The sequence below is a fragment of the Streptomyces ipomoeae 91-03 genome, from assembly GCF_000317595.1.
GTDB classification, from domain to species: domain Bacteria; phylum Actinomycetota; class Actinomycetes; order Streptomycetales; family Streptomycetaceae; genus Streptomyces; species Streptomyces ipomoeae.
Genome location: NZ_AEJC01000397.1, coordinates 76,675 through 94,603, shown reverse-complemented (window position 1 = coordinate 94,603; position 17,929 = coordinate 76,675). Strand labels below are relative to the sequence as shown.

10 protein-coding genes are annotated in these 17,929 nt (G+C 72.4%); 6 read left to right on the top strand and 4 right to left on the bottom strand.

Annotated features, from left to right (window positions below; all coding sequences use genetic code 11):
* Positions 1-25: 25 nt before the first annotated feature.
* From STRIP9103_RS25830 to STRIP9103_RS25815, 4 genes are read right to left on the bottom strand one after another with little or no spacing between them, the layout of a single operon-like run.
* Positions 26-1,267, bottom strand: coding sequence for a TIGR02679 family protein (locus STRIP9103_RS25830; protein WP_009322771.1), 1,242 nt, complete (start codon positions 1,265-1,267; stop codon positions 26-28).
* Complete coding sequence (locus STRIP9103_RS25825) at positions 1,264-5,421, bottom strand: TIGR02680 family protein (protein WP_009322767.1); 4,158 nt, start codon at positions 5,419-5,421, stop codon at positions 1,264-1,266. Before STRIP9103_RS25825 ends, STRIP9103_RS25830 begins: the two co-directional genes overlap by 4 nt.
* Positions 5,418-6,764, bottom strand: a complete 1,347-nt coding sequence (locus tag STRIP9103_RS25820; protein ID WP_009322853.1) for a TIGR02678 family protein — start codon at positions 6,762-6,764, stop codon at positions 5,418-5,420. The genes STRIP9103_RS25825 and STRIP9103_RS25820 overlap by 4 nt, the downstream gene beginning before the upstream one ends.
* The gene (locus tag STRIP9103_RS25815) at positions 6,761-8,314 is read right to left on the bottom strand and encodes a TIGR02677 family protein (protein ID WP_009322809.1); all 1,554 of its coding nucleotides are present in this window, start codon (positions 8,312-8,314) and stop codon (positions 6,761-6,763) included. Before STRIP9103_RS25815 ends, STRIP9103_RS25820 begins: the two co-directional genes overlap by 4 nt.
* A 582-nt stretch (positions 8,315-8,896) precedes the next feature.
* Between STRIP9103_RS25815 and STRIP9103_RS25810 the strand changes: the two genes are divergently transcribed.
* From STRIP9103_RS25810 to asnB, 6 genes are all read left to right on the top strand, one after another.
* Positions 8,897-10,375: a sugar transferase gene (locus tag STRIP9103_RS25810; protein WP_078614042.1), complete on the top strand. Its 1,479-nt coding sequence runs from the start codon at positions 8,897-8,899 to the stop codon at positions 10,373-10,375.
* Positions 10,376-10,478: 103 nt separating this feature from the next.
* The gene (locus tag STRIP9103_RS25805; RefSeq protein WP_009322799.1) at positions 10,479-11,804 is read left to right on the top strand and encodes a nucleotide sugar dehydrogenase; all 1,326 of its coding nucleotides are present in this window, start codon (positions 10,479-10,481) and stop codon (positions 11,802-11,804) included.
* On the top strand, positions 11,794-13,074 hold the full coding sequence (locus tag STRIP9103_RS25800; protein WP_009322821.1) for a glycosyltransferase family 4 protein: 1,281 nt from the start codon (positions 11,794-11,796) through the stop codon (positions 13,072-13,074). The genes STRIP9103_RS25805 and STRIP9103_RS25800 overlap by 11 nt, the downstream gene beginning before the upstream one ends.
* The gene (locus STRIP9103_RS25795) at positions 13,071-14,438 is read left to right on the top strand and encodes a Wzz/FepE/Etk N-terminal domain-containing protein (RefSeq protein ID WP_009322785.1); all 1,368 of its coding nucleotides are present in this window, start codon (positions 13,071-13,073) and stop codon (positions 14,436-14,438) included. Before STRIP9103_RS25800 ends, STRIP9103_RS25795 begins: the two co-directional genes overlap by 4 nt.
* Positions 14,435-15,988: a Wzz/FepE/Etk N-terminal domain-containing protein gene (locus tag STRIP9103_RS25790; protein ID WP_009322858.1), complete on the top strand. Its 1,554-nt coding sequence runs from the start codon at positions 14,435-14,437 to the stop codon at positions 15,986-15,988. Before STRIP9103_RS25795 ends, STRIP9103_RS25790 begins: the two co-directional genes overlap by 4 nt.
* 3 nt (positions 15,989-15,991) lie before the next feature.
* Positions 15,992-17,926: an asparagine synthase (glutamine-hydrolyzing) gene (gene asnB, locus STRIP9103_RS25785; RefSeq protein WP_009322881.1), complete on the top strand. Its 1,935-nt coding sequence runs from the start codon at positions 15,992-15,994 to the stop codon at positions 17,924-17,926.
* Positions 17,927-17,929 lie beyond the last annotated feature (3 nt).

Here is a 17,929-nt window from a genome sequence, read left to right as displayed (position 1 = left end):
CGATGGAAAGCCGAGCTTTACCGGTTCACATAGCCAGGTCCGCCAGCAGGACGTCGGCCACCAGTTCCTCGACCACGGCGATGCCGTGTTCGGTCATGGCACGGGTGAGTTCGGGGTCCCAGGGTGCCTCGGTCAGACGGCCCGGCCGAGGGCCGTGCGGTGTGCGGGCGACCGCGGCGCGGTAGTCCGCCGCCGTCATGCGCCAGGGGCGTGCCGGCGTCTTGTCCAGGAGATACGCGGCGATGCGGATGCCCTCACCGTCGAAGTCGCCGTGGTAGCGAAGGACGGCGCCCTGGTCCGCGAGGAGGCGGAGGAGATGGATGGCCGCGCTGTTGGGCCAGCCGGACGTGCACACGAGCGGCGGACAGTCCGGCCCGAAGCGGCGTACCGCGAGGGCCAGGACGCTGGGATTCTCCACGGCGTGGACGACGGGCGCGGGGTCGGCATCGAGCGTGAACTCGCCCGGGGCCCGCAGTTGGGCGAGGGTCAGGCTGGCCGCCTGCCCGGCCTCGGCACAGACGCGGGCCACGCGGGCGAGCGGACCGTCGCCGGACGGGCGCAGTCCACCGACGAGAACGGTGGCGGACAGGTCGTCGTCGGCGACACCCGCGCGAGCCCACAGGGCGCGCCGGTCCGCCGCGGACTGTGGCGGGGCGGTGTCGTGGAGGGTCGCCAGGGCACGCAGGACGAGGGTGGAAAGGCGGGTGCCGTCGTCGAGCGCGTGGGAGTCGCCCTTCAGGACTCGGGCGGCGAACACGGGCAGGGGCTCAGCTCGGGCGGGGAGCTCCGCGAGCACGGTCAGCGCGTCGGTCAGCAGGGATCGGGTGCGTTCCGGTGAGCCGTCGACCAGACCGGTGGCTCGGCAGGAGGCGACCCAGTCGGCGAGCGCCGGCAGAGCCCGCACGATGTCGTGGCCGTCCAGCCATGTCCACAATTCGGCGCGTTCGCCGTCCTGGCGGCGTCGTTCGCCCGCCCGGTCGTCGAGGGGGCCCACGAGTTCGGTGACGGTTTCGCGCACGGTACGGCCGCACAGCTCGGTGACGGCTTCTTCCAGCCGGGCCAGGGCCACGGAGGGCCGGACGTCCGGCAGCCGGTCCAGACCGAGGAGGTCGGCGAGGGCTTCGCGTTGGGCGTCGTCGAGCGGTCCGAGGCGCACCCGTGTGACGGGGCGGCCGGAGGAGAGGCGGTCGTGGACCGTGTGCCAGAGCGGACGGAGTTCGGGGCGGCGCAGGGTGCGTTCGCCCGGGGCCGGTTCCGGGTGGGTCATCCCGCCTCCAGGTCGGTGCCGTTCCAGACGAAGCGGGCGCTGGTGACCGCGTCGTCGTCCCCGTCGGTGAGGAGTTGGTGGACGGCGATGCCGGGCAGCTCGCCGTAGGTGCACCACTCGTGGTCGGAGGTGACCATGAGATCCAGGTCGAGTGCGGTGAGCAGCGCGAAGACCTGTCCGCGGTTGACGGTGTCGACGCCGACGAAGACCTCGTCCAGCAGGATCGGCCGGGGTGCCAGGGGCACGGCCTCGTAGTGGGCGGCGACGGCGGCGAACAGCGGCAGGTGCAGTGCGATGGCCTTCTCTCCGCCGGAGAGCGCACCGTGCAGCTTCTTGGTCAGCGGCTGCCAGCCGGTCCCGTTCGCCCGGTCCAGGCGGACGGTGAAGCGGTGCCAGGCGGTGTAGTCGAGCACCTCGCCGAGCTGTTCCTCCCAGCTCGCGGCCGTGTCGCCGTCCTTGGCCTCCTCGATACGGGCGCGGAAGAAGGCGTGCAGGGCCTCCCGGTCGGTCTCGGTGACCCGGCCGGGGTCCTTGAGGAGCAGCTGGCGGGCGGTGCGGGTGCTGTCCGGAAGATCCGGGCGGACGTCCCAGACGAGTTGGACGGCGACGTTGGAGGCGGTACGGACCCGCTCCAGGTGCCCGTTCATACGGTCGACGAGTTCGCCGGCCTGGCGGATGCGGGCCGCGAGGTGGCGGCGGATGTCGCCGGTGAGGATCTGGTCGAAGAGGCGCCGCTCGGCGGTGGTGATGTCGTCGCGGCTGCGGTCGCGTTCCTGGGTGAGCGTGGTGAGCAGGCCCGTCGCCCCCACGCGTACGCCGTCCAGGGTCGCGGTGAAGAGCTGGATGTCGTCGTCGGGTTCCAGGTCCAGGTCGGCGCGGGCACCGAGGCGCCGGCGGGCCTCGTGGACCGCTTCGGAGAGGCGGGTCGCGGCGTCGCCCAGGTTGCGTGGGGCGTGTGGGATGCCGGGCCACTTCGCCGCTGTGGCACGGGCGGCCTCCAAGGTGGCCTTGGTGCCGTCCCCGGCGTCGAGTTCCGGTGTGATGCCGGCGTCCTCGGCCAGCCCGACCAGGCACAGGTGCCGGAACCGGTGCGCCGCGCCGTCCCGGGTCGCGACAGCCTGTTCCCGTCGTTCGGCGTCCTGTCCGCTGGTGGCCCGCAGCTCTCCGATGCGCCCTTCCAGGCGCAGCAGGAGGTCGGCCGCCCGGCCGGCCTCCTCGCGGCAGCGGCGCAGCTCGGCGCGCGCCTCGGCGACGCGTGCGACGATCTGCCGGTAGTCCTCGCCGACGGTGGCTTCCACCGCCTCCAGGCGGGCCTTCAGCCCGGCCGCCTCCGCTTCGGCGGCAGCCGCCACCTCGGCCTGTTCCCCGGCGGTCCGGCGCGAGCGCTCCGCCTGCGCGGCCAACTGGTGGGCCCTGTCGGCGGCGGCGGTCGCGGTGAGGCGGGCGTCCACCCAGCTGTCGGCGGAGTCCCGGAACCGGTCGATGTCGGCGGAGAGTTCACGCAATCGGTCGCGGTCGGTGGGCAGTCCGTGTTCCGCGGCCCGGCGGCTGAGCGTGCGCAGAGTGCCCTCCACCTCGCTCTCGCGCCGTGCCAGTTGCCCGGCGGCGTCACGTACGGCGTCGTCCCGAGCGGCCACTCTTTCCTCGGCGCGGTCCCAGTCGCGCCGCCGGGCGTCGAGTTCCCGGTGGTCGGGGCGAGCGGCGCGGTCGGCGTCCAGCCGGGCGCGGCGAGCGGCGAGGCCGCGCAGTTGATCGTCGAGCGCGGCGAGGGAGGCGTTCGTCTCGCTGATGCGCTCGGTCAGTTCACCGATCCTGCGCTGCCGGGCCCGCTGTCGCGCGAGGGCGCCGATGTGGGCCGGTTCCGGCTTGCTCCAGGTACCGGTGGCGAGCGCGAGACGCCAGGCACCGTCGGCCGACACGGCCGCGGGGTGCCCGCCGGGCAGATATGTGCCGTACGCGACACCGGCGAGGATACGGATCACGGTGTCGACCGGGACGGGGATGGCCTCCTCGGGCCTCAGCACCTCCAGCAGGCTGGGCCCAGGGGCGGCCACGGCCAGGGCCGCCTCGGCCCGCGTGTCGTGCCCCGGCAGCGTGATCCCGTCGTAGGGGCTGACCCACGCGTCCATGAGGCCCGACGCCTCCAGAGCGGCCTCCACCGCGGCCTGGACGGACAACGGGACACCTTCGCGGAAGGCGACCAGCCGCCACAGTGGTGCTCCCGCCGTCGCCGTGCGGACGGTGGTGCGGGTGAGCGGGGGCGCAGGCGGCAGGTCGGTCTCACCGCTCAGCCGTCGTACCTCCTCCTCAAGTCGGCTCCGCTCGTCCCGCAGGCCCTGGCGTGCGGCTCGGGCGGTGGCCTCCGCGGTGGCGATCTCCTGTTCCAGCGGGCGCGCGGCGGCTTCGGTCAGGGCCGTCACCGCGGCCTCGGTCGCCGCCCCGGCAACCAGTTCCCCGGGGTCGGCGATACGCAGTTCCGCGCAGCCCCCGGCCCAGGCGAGCAGCCGTTCCCCCTGCGCGGCGAGGGCGTCGTCCCAGGCGCCGGACGCCTCGTCCCGCCGGGCGATCGCCTCCGCGAGCCGCGTACGGGCCTCGTCCAGCAGGTCCTCGACGGCGCCCCGGTCGCGTACCGCGCGATCGTGGTCGTCCATCGCCTCGGTGATGAGGGTGACCTGCTGCCGTCGGGCGGTGACCGCGCCCCGCAGCAGCCGACGGGCCTGCCGGGCCCCGTTCTCGCCCACCGTGGGTGCAGCGCCGGAGCCCTCGGGCCGACTGCCGCCCGCCTCACCCCCCGTGCCGTCGGGGAGGGGCACCACATGATCAGCGCCCAGGATTGTCCTCGCCTCGTGATGGATGGACTCCAGACCCGCTGCCCGGGCCGACCGGCGTGCTTCCTCGGCGGCCTCGCGCGCGTGCTCGTCGAGGGCGCGGGCCTGCCTCGCGGCCTCGTCGGCGTACCGCTGATCCTCCTCCGCCCTGGCCTGAGCGGCCTGGGCGGTGGCGCGCTGCCGCCCGGCGGCGGCTGCCATGTCTTCCGTGCGGCGGCGGAGCCGGTCGAGTTCCTCACCCTGCTTGTACGCGTCGCTCTCGCGCAGGCCCTCGACGGTCTCCTCCAGGGCGTGCGCGCGCAGTCCCTGTTCCTCGCGCAGCGCCTGGGCCGACTCGCGTTCCGCCAACGCCTGTTCGAGTTGCTCGGCGCTCCGGCGGGCGACACGGGTGAGGTTGTCCATCTCGGTGGTCGCCGAGATCAGCGCGGCGGAACCGGCACGCAGGACCCGTCGCGCGTAGGCGCGCTGCCGGGATGCGACGGTCTCGGCCGCCGTCACCTCGTCGTCGAGCCGCTTGAGGTGTTCGCGCTGGCGGTCCAGCCGCTCGAAGCCCTCGGCGAGTTCGGCGATCTCTCCTTCGCCCAGTGGGGGCAGGGCACGGGACAGCAGGGTGGAGAGCAGGGACGGGTCGAGCCGTTCGGACAGCTTGGGCTGGCGCAGCTGGAGCAGGGCGGACAGCAGCGACTCGTAACGCTGCTCCCCCATGCCGGCGAAGAGCTCACGTCGTACGGCCGTGCGGTAGTCGGTGGCGGAGGCGTGCACGTCGCCGCGGTCGCGCAGGGCTTCGGCGAGGGCGGCCCGGGTCAGTGGCTGTCCCGCCTCGTTGACGAGGAGCACACCGTCCGGGTGGGCGATCCTGGCGCCGGTGGTGAAGTAGTCGGCGTGGGCCCCGCTGGTGTGCACGGTCGCCTGGAGGCGCGCCCCGCAGCCGAACCACCGCTCGCTGCCGTCGTCGCCGACGCGGCGGAACTCCATCCACACGTATCCGACGCGGGTCTTGCCGGAGGCGCCCTCGCCCAGCAGGTTCCAGTGCATGGTGCGTTCCGAACCGCCGAACGTGGACAGGCGGTTGGGGCGGAGGCTGGCGTCGAAGAGGAAGGGCAGCAGAAGTTCGAGGGCCTTGGACTTGCCCGAACCGTTCTGACCGCGCAGCAGCAGGCGGCCCTGGTGGAAGGTGAAGGTCTCGTCGTAGTAGCGCCAGACGTTGAGGATGCCCGCGCGGTGCGGCTGCCAGCGGCTGCGGGCGGCATCCGCCGCTTGTGCCGGTGCCTCGGCGGGCTCGACGGACTCCGGCCGCCGCGGGTGGGGAAGCTCTGTCACGCTCACTGCTGGTCTCCTTCCGCGACAACGCCACGGGAGGCCGTGGCACTTGCCGTCTCGCGCGGACTCGCGCCCCGCTCCGGTCCGGGCTTGTCTTCCGGGTCCGAACTCGTCGTCTCCGTCAGGCGGTAGCGGTACGCGGCCGGGCACGCGACGACACGGCCCCCGGCCCGGCGGGCCAGGCCGACATCCCGCAGTACGCGTACGGCGTCGTCGGACAGCCGGGCCGCGCCGTCCTCGGACTGGTACGCCTTGGCCCAGCGCGGGAAGCGGCGCAGCAGATCCGCTCCGGCCTCGGCGAGCTGTTCGGGCAGCATCCCGGCGGGCGCGGCGCAGAGCGGCTCCAGAAGGAGCAGCGCGGCGACCCGGGCGGTGGACGTGTCGTCGGGGAAGCGGACATCGGTGGCGAGTCCGTCCGGGTCCACGAGCAGAAAGCCCTCGGCTCGCTCCTCCAGGAGGAAGCCGGCCTGCTCGACCGAGCGGCGCAGGATCTGGCGCCCGGTCAGGGAGGTGACATACGCCAGCTCGTCGTCGGCGAGGTCCGACCGGTACAGCACCGGGTCGTCGAAGAGGCGACGCAGCACCGAGTGGCGCAGCCGCAGGTTGCGTTGTGCGTCCGTGGCGGCGGTCTCGCCGTGCGCCTCGTCCGCCGTCCCGTCGACGACCGTGCCGCCGTAGCGGCGCTCCCGCACCAGCCCCGTGAGGAGTTCCTCGAACCGCGCCGGCACCTCGTCCGGAGGTACGGCGAGGCGGGAGGCACCGACGGGCGCGGCGGGCAGCCGCATCAGCAGCGTGGTGTCCACACGGTAGAGGACCTTCGCCTCCGCTGACTCGACGTACGCCTCGGTCGTCCCGTCCACCACGCGCAGCACGTCGTACGACTCCAGCAGCTTGAGGACGTCGACGAACGCCGTCCGCTCCGCCCGGTGGACCGGGTCGAACGCGGCCAGTGCCCGGTCGGCCGCCGTGGCCTGCACGACACGGTCGGCGAGCATGCCGATGGTCGTCATCGGCATCGACAACAGTTCGGCCGCCGTCACGCAGAGCAGCACGTAACGCCGGCGGTCGAACGGGGCCCGGCCGGAACGCGCCCTGCGGGCCGGGCGGGAGCCGTCCGGGTCGGCGCGGACCTTGGTGAGGCGGGCGTAACCGCGGCGGGGCTCCACCACCAGGCTCCAGCCGCAGGTGTAGTCGAACCACTGGGCCAGCGGCTCACGACGGCGGCGTACCAGTTCGAAGCCGGCCGGGTCGGCGGCCTCGGTCAGCAGGGGGCGGGCCAGCAGGAGACGGATGGCGCGCGCGACCTCCTCCCGTTCCGCGGCGGCCAGTTGGTTGGCAAGGGTGCTCATCCGGCCGCCTCCTGCCGCGCGGCGCCGAAGGCCGGGAAGGCGCTCGCTCCGCCCGCCGCCATGATGTGGACGACGTAGTCCGGTCCGGCCAGCGCGCCCTTCGCGGTGCGCAGTACGGCGGTGCGCTCGTCGGGAGGCGGAGACAGCGCGATCTCCACCCGGCCGTCCCCGGTCGTGGCGCGCCGCAGACCGCCCGCGTCCGGCCGGGCGGACAGGGCCCGGCCCAGCAGGTCCAGCAGCCGGTCGAAGACAGCGGGATCCAGCGCGCCGAAGGCGGACAGACGCACGGGGCCGTCCGTCTCCAGCACCCGCCAGGCACGCGCGAGTTCCGCTCGCTCCGCGCGGGCCCGCTCGGCGCGCTCCGCCCTCACCGCCGCGACGTCCCGCACCCTGGCCGTGCGTGTGAAGCGCTCGGTCCGTCCGCTGGTCCGCAGCAGCGCCGACACCCGCACGGGCGGGGCCTCGGACCAGGAATGGGACGACGGGATCAACTCCGGGTCGGGGTGGGCGAGATGAGCGTGGCGCGCCGGGCCGAGACCGAAGGCCGCCGACCACAGCCGGTGCAGGTCCTCCTCCACGGGGGCCGCCGCGAACCAGCGCGCCAGCTCCCTGAAGTCCTGCACGGCGCTGGAGGAGCGGCGCCGTGACTCGTTGATCCGCTCCAGGACCTGCAGCAGCGAGACGATGGCCCGCCGGGCGATGTCGTGCAACTGCTCGATCCGGGGCCGCGCCCCGTCGTCCGGCAGGAACCACGCCCGCAGGCCCGCCCAGCGTGCCCGCCGGCTCTCCAGCCAGCCGGCCGCGGGATCCTCACCGGCCACCGGTGGCAGTTCGGCCCCGCGCAGGGCTCGCTCGCGCAGCACGGCGGTCCCTCGCTCCTCCACCCGGGCCACCGCGGCGGCGACCGTCTGCCCGCGCCGGTCGAGGTTGACCAGGAACTCCTGCAGATACGCGACGGTGGCGGCCTTGACCTCGCGGAACACCTCCAGATCGGCGCCCTCGGCGCGCAGCAGCCGCTGCAGTTCGCCGTTGAATGCCTTGGTGTTCTCCACCAGGGCCTCCAGATGCCCCTCCAGCTCCCGCAGCGTGGTGTAGATCCGGCGATCGGCCGAGGCGGGCTCGCCGGACAGCAGGCACAGCTCGTCGAGCCGGTCGGCGATCGCCTCCAGCACGGCCGTCTGCAGCGCCCCCGTGGAGGCGAGAACCTCAAGCGCGTGCCGCACTCCGGCGAGAGCGGCCTCGCCCCGGCGGGTCAGCGAGTACTGCAGGTTGCGCCGCTCGTACTCCTCGGCCATGCGGTAGTTCTCCGCGTGGTTGTGCACCACGTCCAGGAGCTCCCACTGCACAAGCCGCCTGAGCGCCTCATGCAGTTCCTCGTCCTCGACCGCCGCTGCCCAGCCCACCCCGCGCAGCCGCTCGCGCACCGCGTCGAGCCCCAGCGCCGTCTCCAGGTGCTCGCCGGCCACACCGAAGGCGTCCAGCACCGCCCCGTACAGATCCGACCTCTCCACCGTCGTGAACCGGAACATCTCCGGCGGAACCCTGCGCACGCCTGTCGCCCTCCTCCCCCACCGCCTCGGCGGCATCCGGATCTCCACCGTAGAGGGCGCGTGCCGGTGCCGAGGAGGACATGGCCGCGCTCGCCGTAGCGCCCTCAACAGGGCACCCGTAGGCGGTCATCGGCCGGAGAATCCAGTCTCAAAGCTTGCGCACAAATTCCCCACGCCCTCTCTTCATACTGGCCCCGATGGTCTAGATTGACCGTGCTTCAGCTGTTCGAACACGAAGCAACCGTTAATGATCTATAGGTCCGGCGCCACAGACAGCCAGCAGTCGCGTCCCCGGCGCCGACCTGGGGGTGATCAATGCCTGGAGCCCGAGAGGGGCCTTGGGTGCGGGGAGCACCCGGGGTTTCGATGGGTTCCCGGCGCACGTCGAGAGTCCGGCAGGACATGTGAGTCCGCTGCCGCCGGGGTGGGTTGTTCAAGTGGCGCTGAAATAGCCGGAATGTCATGCGCGGGGGGCGGGGTCCTCCCGAGGGGAGGAACAGCGCGGCACGGGGGGCGGGGGTGCCTCCCGGGAGAAACAGTGTGAGGCGAGCACGTCGAACCACTGGCGACCTGGGGGGTCCTGTGCAGCAGGGGGAATTAGTCGACCCGTTTCCGTCGGCGCGCGGGCGTCTGGCGAACGGGGCGATCAGCCAGAGCGCGAACGACTGGGAGCAGCGGTACCGCCGTGCCGTGATCACCAGCGATACCGTGGCCACCGCCTTCGTGGTGGCGACGATCGGCGAATTCTTCGGGGCCCGGGACGCGGCCAACTGGCACGAGAAGTGGGGAATTCTCGCATTCGGCACCGAGCTGCTGGTGCTGGGAGCTCTTGCGGTGAGCCGGTCCTGGGCTCCGGCCGTGCTCGGCCAGGGCGCCGAGGAATTCCGCCGGCTCGGACGCTCCCTGTTCATGGCGACCGTCGTACTGGCACTCGGCGGGATCGCCCTCACCTCGCGCAACATCAAGCTCTGGATCTTCGTCGCGATCCCCGCGATCGCGCTCATCACCATGACCGAGCGGTATCTGCTGCGCCTCTGGCTGCACAAACAGCGGAAGGAAGGGCGGTGTCTGAGACCGGTGCTCACTGCCGGGAGCCCGGCCACCGTGCGGGACCTGATCACCCGCACCCGCAAGTTCCCGCACCTCGGCTGGCGAGTGGATGCGGTGTGCACGGCGGACGGTCGCGGGCTCGACGGTGACCAACTGGACGGAGTGCCGGTCGTCGGCCAACTGGAGGACGTCGCCAAGCATGTCCGCCACGACGGCTACCGTGTCGTCGCGGTCACACCTGACCCGCACTGGTCACCGGACCGGCTGCAGCGGCTGGCCTGGAACCTCGAAGGCAGCGACGCCGAGATGGTCGTGGCCCCCGTGCTCATGGAGGTGGCCGGCCCGCGGCTGCACGTCGACGCGGTGCTCGGGATCCCGCTGCTGCGGGTCAGCATGCCGGCCTTCACCGGGGGCCGCCGGGCGGTCAAAGGGGTGGTCGACCGAGTAGGCGCAACGTTTCTGCTGATGTTGTTCGCGCCCTTGATGGTGTTCGTCGCGCTGCTCGTGATGGTGGACAGCCGGGGCGGGGCGTTCTACCGCCAGCGCAGGGTCGGCAAGGACGGCCGCGAGTTCACCATCCTCAAGTTCCGCACCATGGTCGCCGGGGCTCATGGGGCACGTGCCGAGCTGGCCGACCGCAACGAGGGCGCAGGCCTGCTGTTCAAGCTCCGCCGGGATCCGCGGGTGACCCGGGTGGGAGCGGTGCTGCGCCGGTACTCGCTCGACGAGCTCCCGCAGCTTTTCAACGTGCTCACCGGATCGATGTCGCTCGTCGGTCCGCGGCCTCCGTTGCCGGAGGAGTCCGCCGCGTACGGCCCGGACATCCGGCGGCGGCTGCTGGTCAAGCCCGGGCTCACCGGCCTGTGGCAGATCAGCGGGCGCAGCGACCTGCCGTGGGAGGAGGCGGTCCGGCTCGACCTGCGGTACGTGGAGGACTGGTCGCTCGCCCTGGACGCAGTGATCTTGTGGAAGACGCTGCGTGCGGTGATCCACGGGCAGGGGGCCTATTGATGCGCGGCGGCCGTCGTCCGGCCGGCGCGCGGAACGCAGACCACAAGGGCCTGCATTGGGGGACCGCAGGCCACAAGGGCCTGCCTGGGGGGAGGAACGCGTCATGAGAGTCAGCGTTTTCGGGCTCGGCTACGTGGGCTGCGTGTCGGCCGCGTGCCTGGCCAGCATGGGCCACGAGGTCATCGGGGTGGACGTGAACCAGGTGAAGGTCGACCTGGTCAACAGCGGCTTGGCCCCGGTGGTCGAGGAGCGGATCGGCGAGCTCATCGCCGAGGTCGTGCGGACCGGGGCGCTCCGCGCCACCGGCGACGTCCGCGAGGCGATCATGAACAGCGAGGTGTCTCTGGTCTGCGTGGGCACCCCGTCGGAGCCCAACGGCAGCCTGTGCACCACGTACTTGGAACGGGTCACCGAGCAGATCGGCGCCGCGCTGGCCGAGGGGGCCGAGCAGGGGGGTCGGCACACCGTCGTGTTCCGCAGCACCATGCTCCCGGGTACCTGCCTGAACCTGCTGGTACCGATCCTGGAGAAGAACGTCGGCGGCACGGCCGGGGTGGACTTCGGGGTCGCGGTCAACCCGGAGTTCCTGCGCGAGGGCACGAGCGTGCGGGACTTCTTCGACCCGCCCAAGACCGTCATCGGCGAGCTCGACCCGGCGAGCGGCGACACGGTGACGGCGCTGTACGACGGCCTGCCCGGCGAGGTGTTCCGGGTGCCGGTCCCGACGGCCGAGGCGATCAAATACGCGGACAACGCGTTCCACGGCCTCAAGATCGGCTTCGCGAACGAGCTGGGCGCGGTGTGCCAGGCGCTCGGCGTGGACTCGCACCAGGTGATGGACGTGTTCCTGGCCGACCGCAAGCTGAACATCAGCCCCGCCTATCTGCGGCCCGGCTTCGCCTTCGGTGGCTCCTGCCTGCCCAAGGACCTGCGCAGCCTGGTCCACGCGGCGCAGCGGGCCGACGTCTCGGTGCCCATCCTGTCCCACGTGCTGTCCTCCAACTCCGCCCATCTGCAACGCGCGGTGGAGCTGGTCGAGCGCACCGGCAAGCGCCGGGTGGGCCTGTTCGGGCTCTCCTTCAAACCCGGCACCGACGACCTCCGCGAGAGCCCGCTCGTCGAACTGGCGGAGCGGCTCTTCGGCAAGGGTTACGACCTGAAGATCCACGACGCCAACGTGAGCCTCTCCCGGCTGATCGGCGCGAACCGCGAGTACATCGAGACCCGGTTGCCGCACCTCGCGCAACTGCTCGCGGATTCCGTCGACGAGGTGCTGGAGCACGCCGAGGTGTGCCTGGTCGGGACCAGGGACCCGGCCGTGCTGTCGGCGCTGCCCCATGGCGGCGGCCCGGTGATCGTCGACCTCATCCGCCTTCCCGACGCCGAGGCGCGCCGGGCCGAACCGGGGTACATGGGCCTTGCTTGGTGACACGACGCTTGGTGACACGACCAGCGGCAACCGGCCGGACCGGCGCGCGCTGATCCTGGTGGAGAACCTGTCGGTGCCGTTCGACCGGCGGGTGTGGCAGGAGTGCACGACGCTGCGCGACGCGGGCTGGGAGGTGCACGTCATCTGCCCCCGGGGGGAGAAGCGGGACACGGAGCCGGAGGCGGAGATCGACGGGGTGCGGATCCACCGCTACCCGTTGCGCGCGGCCACCGGAGGACCCGCCGGCTACCTGCGGGAGTACGGATCGGCGTTGTGGCACACGGCCCGGCTGGCCCGGAAGGTCGGCCCGGTCGACGTGGTCCACGCCTGCAACCCGCCCGACCTGCTGTTCCTGCCGGCACTGTGGCTGAAGCGGCGCGGCGCGCGGTTCGTCTTCGACCAGCACGACCTGGTACCCGAGCTGTATCTCTCCCGGTTCGACCGCGGCAAGGACCTGCTCTACCGGGCCGTGCGCGCGCTGGAACGGCGGACCTACCGGGCGGCGGACGTCGTCCTCGCCACGAACGAGAGCTACCGGGACGTCGCGGTGCGCCGTGGCGGCCGACGCCCTGAGGACGTTTTCGTGGTGCGCAGCGCGCCCCAGATCGAGCGGTTCCAACCGGTGCCGCCCGAGCCGGAGTTGAAGCGCGGCAAACCCCATCTGCTGTGCTACCTCGGCGTCATGGGCCCGCAGGACGGCGTCGACTACGCCTTGCGGGCCCTCGCGAAGCTGCGCGACGAGTGCGGGCGGACCGACTGGCATGCGGTGTTCGTCGGCTCCGGCGACGCCTTCGACGCGATGGTGGAGCTGTCCCGGCGGCTCGGGCTCTCGGAACAAGTGCGGTTCACCGGGCGCATTCCGGACGCCGACCTGGTGCGCTACCTGTCCACCGCGGACGTGTGTCTCTCCCCCGACCCGCGCAATCCGCTCAACGACGTGTCGACCATGAACAAGGTCCTGGAGTACATGGCGATGGGCCGGCCGATCGTCTCCTTCGACCTGAAGGAGGCGCGCGTCTCCGCCGGTGACGCCGCCGTCTACGCGCCCGCCAACGACGAGGCCCGGTTCGCGGGGCTCATCGCGCTGCTCCTTGACGATCCGGAGAAGCGGGCCCGGATGGGCAAGATCGGCCAGGAGCGGATCAGCGGGCCGCTCTCCTGGCGGAACTCGCAGGCGTCGCTGCTCGCCGCCTACGCCGCTGCCTGCCGTGACCGCACTCCGGTGTCGGCGGGTGGCCCGGTCCGCACAGGGAAGAGGCCGCGCAGTTGAGCGAGGAAACCATACGCCTGGTCACGATCGGGCGGATTCTCCGTCGGCGCCGGCGGCTTCTCGCCGTCATCGCCGTCGTGGGCGCGCTCGTCGGCTACGGCACTTCTTTGCTGTTTCCGCCGCGGTACACGACGTCGGCATCGGTACTGCTGCCGGGGCAGTGGGAAGAGCGCGAGCTGCTGACTCAGGTGGACATCGCGACCAGTTCGGCGGTGGTCGACCGCGCTGCCGCCACGCTCGGCTGGAAGGGTGTCAGCGGCGGCGAGCTGTTGGATCGTGTGAGCGCCAAGGCCGCCGACGGGAACATCATCAAGATCTCGGGTACGGCCGACACCCCGGAGCGCGCTCAGCAGCTCTCCGACCGGGTGGCCCAGGAATTCGTCGGATTCGCCGCGCGGATCGCGGGCGGCGGCACCGACCCCGAAGCGGCTACGGAGTCCGAGGCGCTGCGGCAGAAGGTCGTGGAGACCAACCGCCGCATCACCGACCTGGCCAATGCGGCCGATCCGGGGCAGACCGTGGAGAGCGTCCAGGCCCGCACCGCGCTCGAGAAGCTGCGCACCTCGCTGGAAGAGGCCATGAAGAAGCTGGACGAGGCCGACCCGGCGACCGACAAGGCCGGCATGGTCGTCATGGGGCCGGCCGCCCGGCCGACCGGCGAGGCGCCACCGACGAGGATGCAGCTCATCGTCGCCGGGGCGGTGCTGTTCTTCCTGCTCGCGGTCATCGGCCATCTCGCCGCCGCACGGATGAACCGCCGACTGCGCACCGAACCGGAGATCGCCGCGGCGCTGGGCTCGGCACTGCTGGGCACCGTCGACGTGCCTGGTGAATGGCCCGCGCACCGGTCGGAGGGCCGTGGCCCACAGGCCTGGATCCGCCGGCTCCTCGGCGTCGACACCCGGTGGGACCTACCGACGCCGCGGAGGCCCGGCGACGAGGCCGACAGGCGGATCCGCTACCGGCGGGTGTGTGCTCGCCTCCGGGATCAGCTGCCGGCCCCCCGGCGGCTGCTGGTTGTCGTACCGGACGGCGACGAGATCGCCCGCCGGGCCGCCGGGCAGCTCGTCGCCGAGGCCAAGAGCGATCCGTTGCTGCGGGTGGTGGAGGTTTCGGTGGACCGGCCGATGGTGCCGGACCGCGACACCGAGTCCGGTGCCCTGGTCGTCCTCAGCGTGGGCAGCCGGACCGCAGAGGAGCTCGCCGGCATCGCCGAGGCGTGTGCGGACGCCGGGCACGCGGTCGTCGGCATCGTCGTCGCCGGAACGGTCCGGGCCCGTCCGACGCGGACCGCCGGCCGTTCCTCGGATGAGGCCACTCTGGCGCTCGCGGTGCGCGGCCACGCGACGGGAGGTTCGGTGTGACGACGAGCAAGACCGCGGAGTCGTCGGCCGCCGCTCCGCTGCTGGACCTGCAGGCGCTGGTGGTGGCGGTGCGCAGGCGCCGCCGCCTCTGGGGCTCCCTGGCGCTGCTCGGGCTGCTGGTCGGCGCGGCGGTGGCGGTCCTGCTGCCGCCGCCACCGACCGCGGTGACCAAGGTGCTGGTCACCCATCAGGAGGACCAGCCGAACGACACCGGAACGCTGATCCGCACCGACGTCGAGCTGCTGCACACCACGCGGATCGCCGACAAGGCCCTGCGGACCCTCAAGTCCCCGGAAAATCCAGAGGACTTCATGCGGGACTACCGGGGCACCGGCTTGACCAACAACCTGCTGCAGATCACCGTGACAGGTGACAGCGACGCGGATGCGGTGGCCCGGGCCGAGGCGCTGGCCGACGCGTTCGTCGCGGACCATGTGAGGCGGATGCGGGAAGCCGCGAACGCCGAGGCCGAGGCCCTGCTCGACCAGCGTGACCGCATGCGGGACGAGCTCACCAAGATCAACAAGGCGATCGGAAACCGATCGCCGGAGAGCGACCCGAAAGCGTCGGCGAGCATCGAGACGCTTTTCGCCCGCCGGGCCGAGCTCAACTCGCGGATCGCCGATTTCGACCAGCGCGCCGAGGAGGCGCGCATCGGCACGCCCAAGGTCATCGCCGGCACGCAGATCGTGGACGCCCCGCGCGCGGTGCGGCACTCCCTGCCCAAAGCCACTGTCACCAACGCCGCGATCGGGCTCGTCCTCGGGCTCGTCGTCGGGCTCGCGCTGGCCGCGGTCGGCACGGTGGTGGCGGACCGTCCCGTGCTGCGCCGGGACATCGCCGCGAACCTGGGCGCCTCGGTCGTCGCGGAGCTGCCCCGCCGGTCGGGCGGGCTGTGGCAGCGCCGACGGACCCGGGCGGCACGCGAACGGCTCACCGCGAGCCTTGCCCGCACCGTACGAGGCTCCGCGGAACCGGTGTCGCTGCTGGAACTGGGCTGTGCGCGCAGCGCCGGCGCGATCGCCCTGGACGTCGCCAGGGCACTGGCGGCGGACGGGCCGGTGGCCGTCATCGACGGTCTGCCCGGCCCGCGGCTCTCGGGCCGCCGCCCGAAGCCAGGAGACCCGACCGTGGTCAGCGGCGAGCGTGCCGCGGCCGTGTCGCCTCAGGAGCGCCGGCTCGGCGTCGGCTCGGTGGCGCCCGGCACGGCGTGGACCGACCTCCAGTACCTCGGCACCCGGACCGTGCTCGTCGTGCGTGCCGGGCACGGCAGCGCCGCATGGCTGCACACCGTGGCGCGGCAGCTCGCGGACCAGCGCATTCCGGTGATCGGTGTGGTGCTGATCGACCCCGATCCGCGTGACCGGACCGACGGCACGCTGTGGGACGGGCCGCACACCGCGCTGCGCGGCCATGGCGAGCCGCCGGCCCGGCAGAGCGGTGGGGGTACCTCCCACGCCGTTCAGGCAGTGGGGGAGGGCCGGCGGCGGGCGGAACGGCAGGCGATGTGGGCCGCACGGGTCCCGGACAACGACCAGGAGGCGCGGTAGGACATGTGTGGCATCGCAGGTACTTACCGATGGCCGGACGGGAAGCTGGTGACCGACCGGCTCACCGAAACCCTCGCCCACCGAGGTCCGGACGGGGCGGGCCGGTACGGTCACCCCGTCGGTGACGGCGAAGTGCACCTCGGGCACCGTCGGCTGGCCATCATCGACCTGTCCGAGACCGGCGCCCAGCCGATGGTCTCGGACGGCCTCGCCCTGACGTACAACGGCGAGCTGTACAACGCGCCCGAGCTGCGTGCCGAGCTGGCAGCCGCCGGGGTGAGCTTTCGCGGTACCTCCGACACCGAGGTGCTGCTCGAGGCCTGGCGGCGCTGGGGCACGGACTGTCTGCCCCGGCTGCGCGGTATGTTCGCGTTCGGGATCTTCGACGAGCGCACCGGTGACCTGGTGCTCGCCCGCGACCAGCTCGGCATCAAGCCGCTGTTCCTGCTCCGGCGCGGCGAGGGCCTGGTGTTCGCCTCCGAGCTCAAGGCGCTGGCCGCCGCGACCGGCGGGTCGCTGGAGGTGGACCATGCGGCACTGGTGGCCTCGCTCCTCTATTACTGGGTGCCGGACTCACGGTGCGCGTTCCGTGAAGCGGAGAAGCTGCCGCCGGGGAGCTGGCTGAGGTGCCGGGCCGACGGCCGGGTGGAGCGCGGCCGGTTCTGGCATCTGAAGGACGTCGCCGCCGAGGGCCGGGAGCGGGCCCGGAGCGGCGAGCGGCCGGACCTTGCCGCCGTCGTCGAGGAGTCGACCCGGCAGCACCTGCTCTCCGACGTACCCGTGGCGACCTTCCTCTCCGGCGGCCTCGACTCCAGCTGGCTGACCGCGCTGGCGGCCCGCCACCGACCCGGGATCTCCGCCTACACGATCGGGTTCCGCGCCGAGGACGCCAGGTTCGAGGCGATGCCCGACGACCTGCGCTACGCCCGGCAGGTGGCCGAGCGGTTCGGCGTCGACCTGCACGAGATCGAGATCGCCCCGAACGTGCTCGACCTGCTGCCGCAGATGACGTACCACCTGGACGAACCGATCGGCGACCCCGCCGCGATCAACACGTTCCTGATCTGCTCGGCCGCCCGGGAGGCCGGGGTCAAGGTGATGCTCTCGGGGATGGGCGCCGACGAGCTGTTCGCCGGTTACCGCAAGCACCTGGCCAACCTGATCGCGCTGCGCTACCAGCGCGTCCCGCGGCCTCTGCGGCGCGGCCTGTCCAGGGCCGTGGACCGGCTGCCGGTCGCAACGAGCCGCCGGGGGTACCGGTCGGTGCGCTTCGCGAAGCGGTTCCTCTCCTTCGCCGATCTGCCGGAGGAGACCGCGTTCCGGCGCAGCTACACCATGTACGACCAGGAGGAGCTGCTCGCCCTGCTCGATCCGGACCTGGCCCAGGCGGTCGACGACGTACTGACCGAGCATGCGGACATCTACCAGGACAACGACCTCGACGACTTCGTCAACCGCATGTGCCTGACCGACGCCCGGATGTTCCTGCCGGGCCTGAACCTCACGTACACGGACCGCTCCAGCATGGCCGCGTCGACCGAGGTGCGGGTTCCGTACGTCGACGTCGAGGTGGTCAAGGCGGCGTTCGCGGTGCCCGGTGATCGCAAGATCGTCGGACGGCAGGGAAAGGCGGTCCTGAAGGAGGCGGCCGGCTCGGTCCTGCCCCGGGAGATCGTGTACCGGCCCAAGGGCCTGTTCAGCGCCCCGCTGCGGGCCTGGATGAGCCGGGATCTGGCACCGCTGGTGCGCGAGGTGGTCAACGACGGCGAGCTCGTCCGCTCCGGGTTCCTGCGCCGCGACGCGCTGGCGCGGATGGTCGCCGAGGACGCCGCCGGGCAGCGGGACTTCTCCAAGCATCTGTGGCATGTGCTGACCCTCGAGTACTGGTATCGCGACGCGACCTCCGGGTCCGGCCAGAGCACTCGGCAAACGGCTTAGGAA

Excerpts from the sequence above, each read along its gene's own strand:
- STRIP9103_RS25830 (WP_009322771.1), bottom strand. The coding sequence starts at position 1,267 with ATGACCCACCCGGAACCGGCCCCGGGCGAACGCACCCTGCGCCGCCCC.
- STRIP9103_RS25820 (WP_009322853.1), bottom strand. The coding sequence starts at position 6,764 with ATGAGCACCCTTGCCAACCAACTGGCCGCCGCGGAACGGGAGGAGGTC.
- STRIP9103_RS25805 (WP_009322799.1), top strand. The coding sequence starts at position 10,479 with ATGAGAGTCAGCGTTTTCGGGCTCGGCTACGTGGGCTGCGTGTCGGCC.
- asnB (WP_009322881.1), top strand. The coding sequence starts at position 15,992 with ATGTGTGGCATCGCAGGTACTTACCGATGGCCGGACGGGAAGCTGGTG.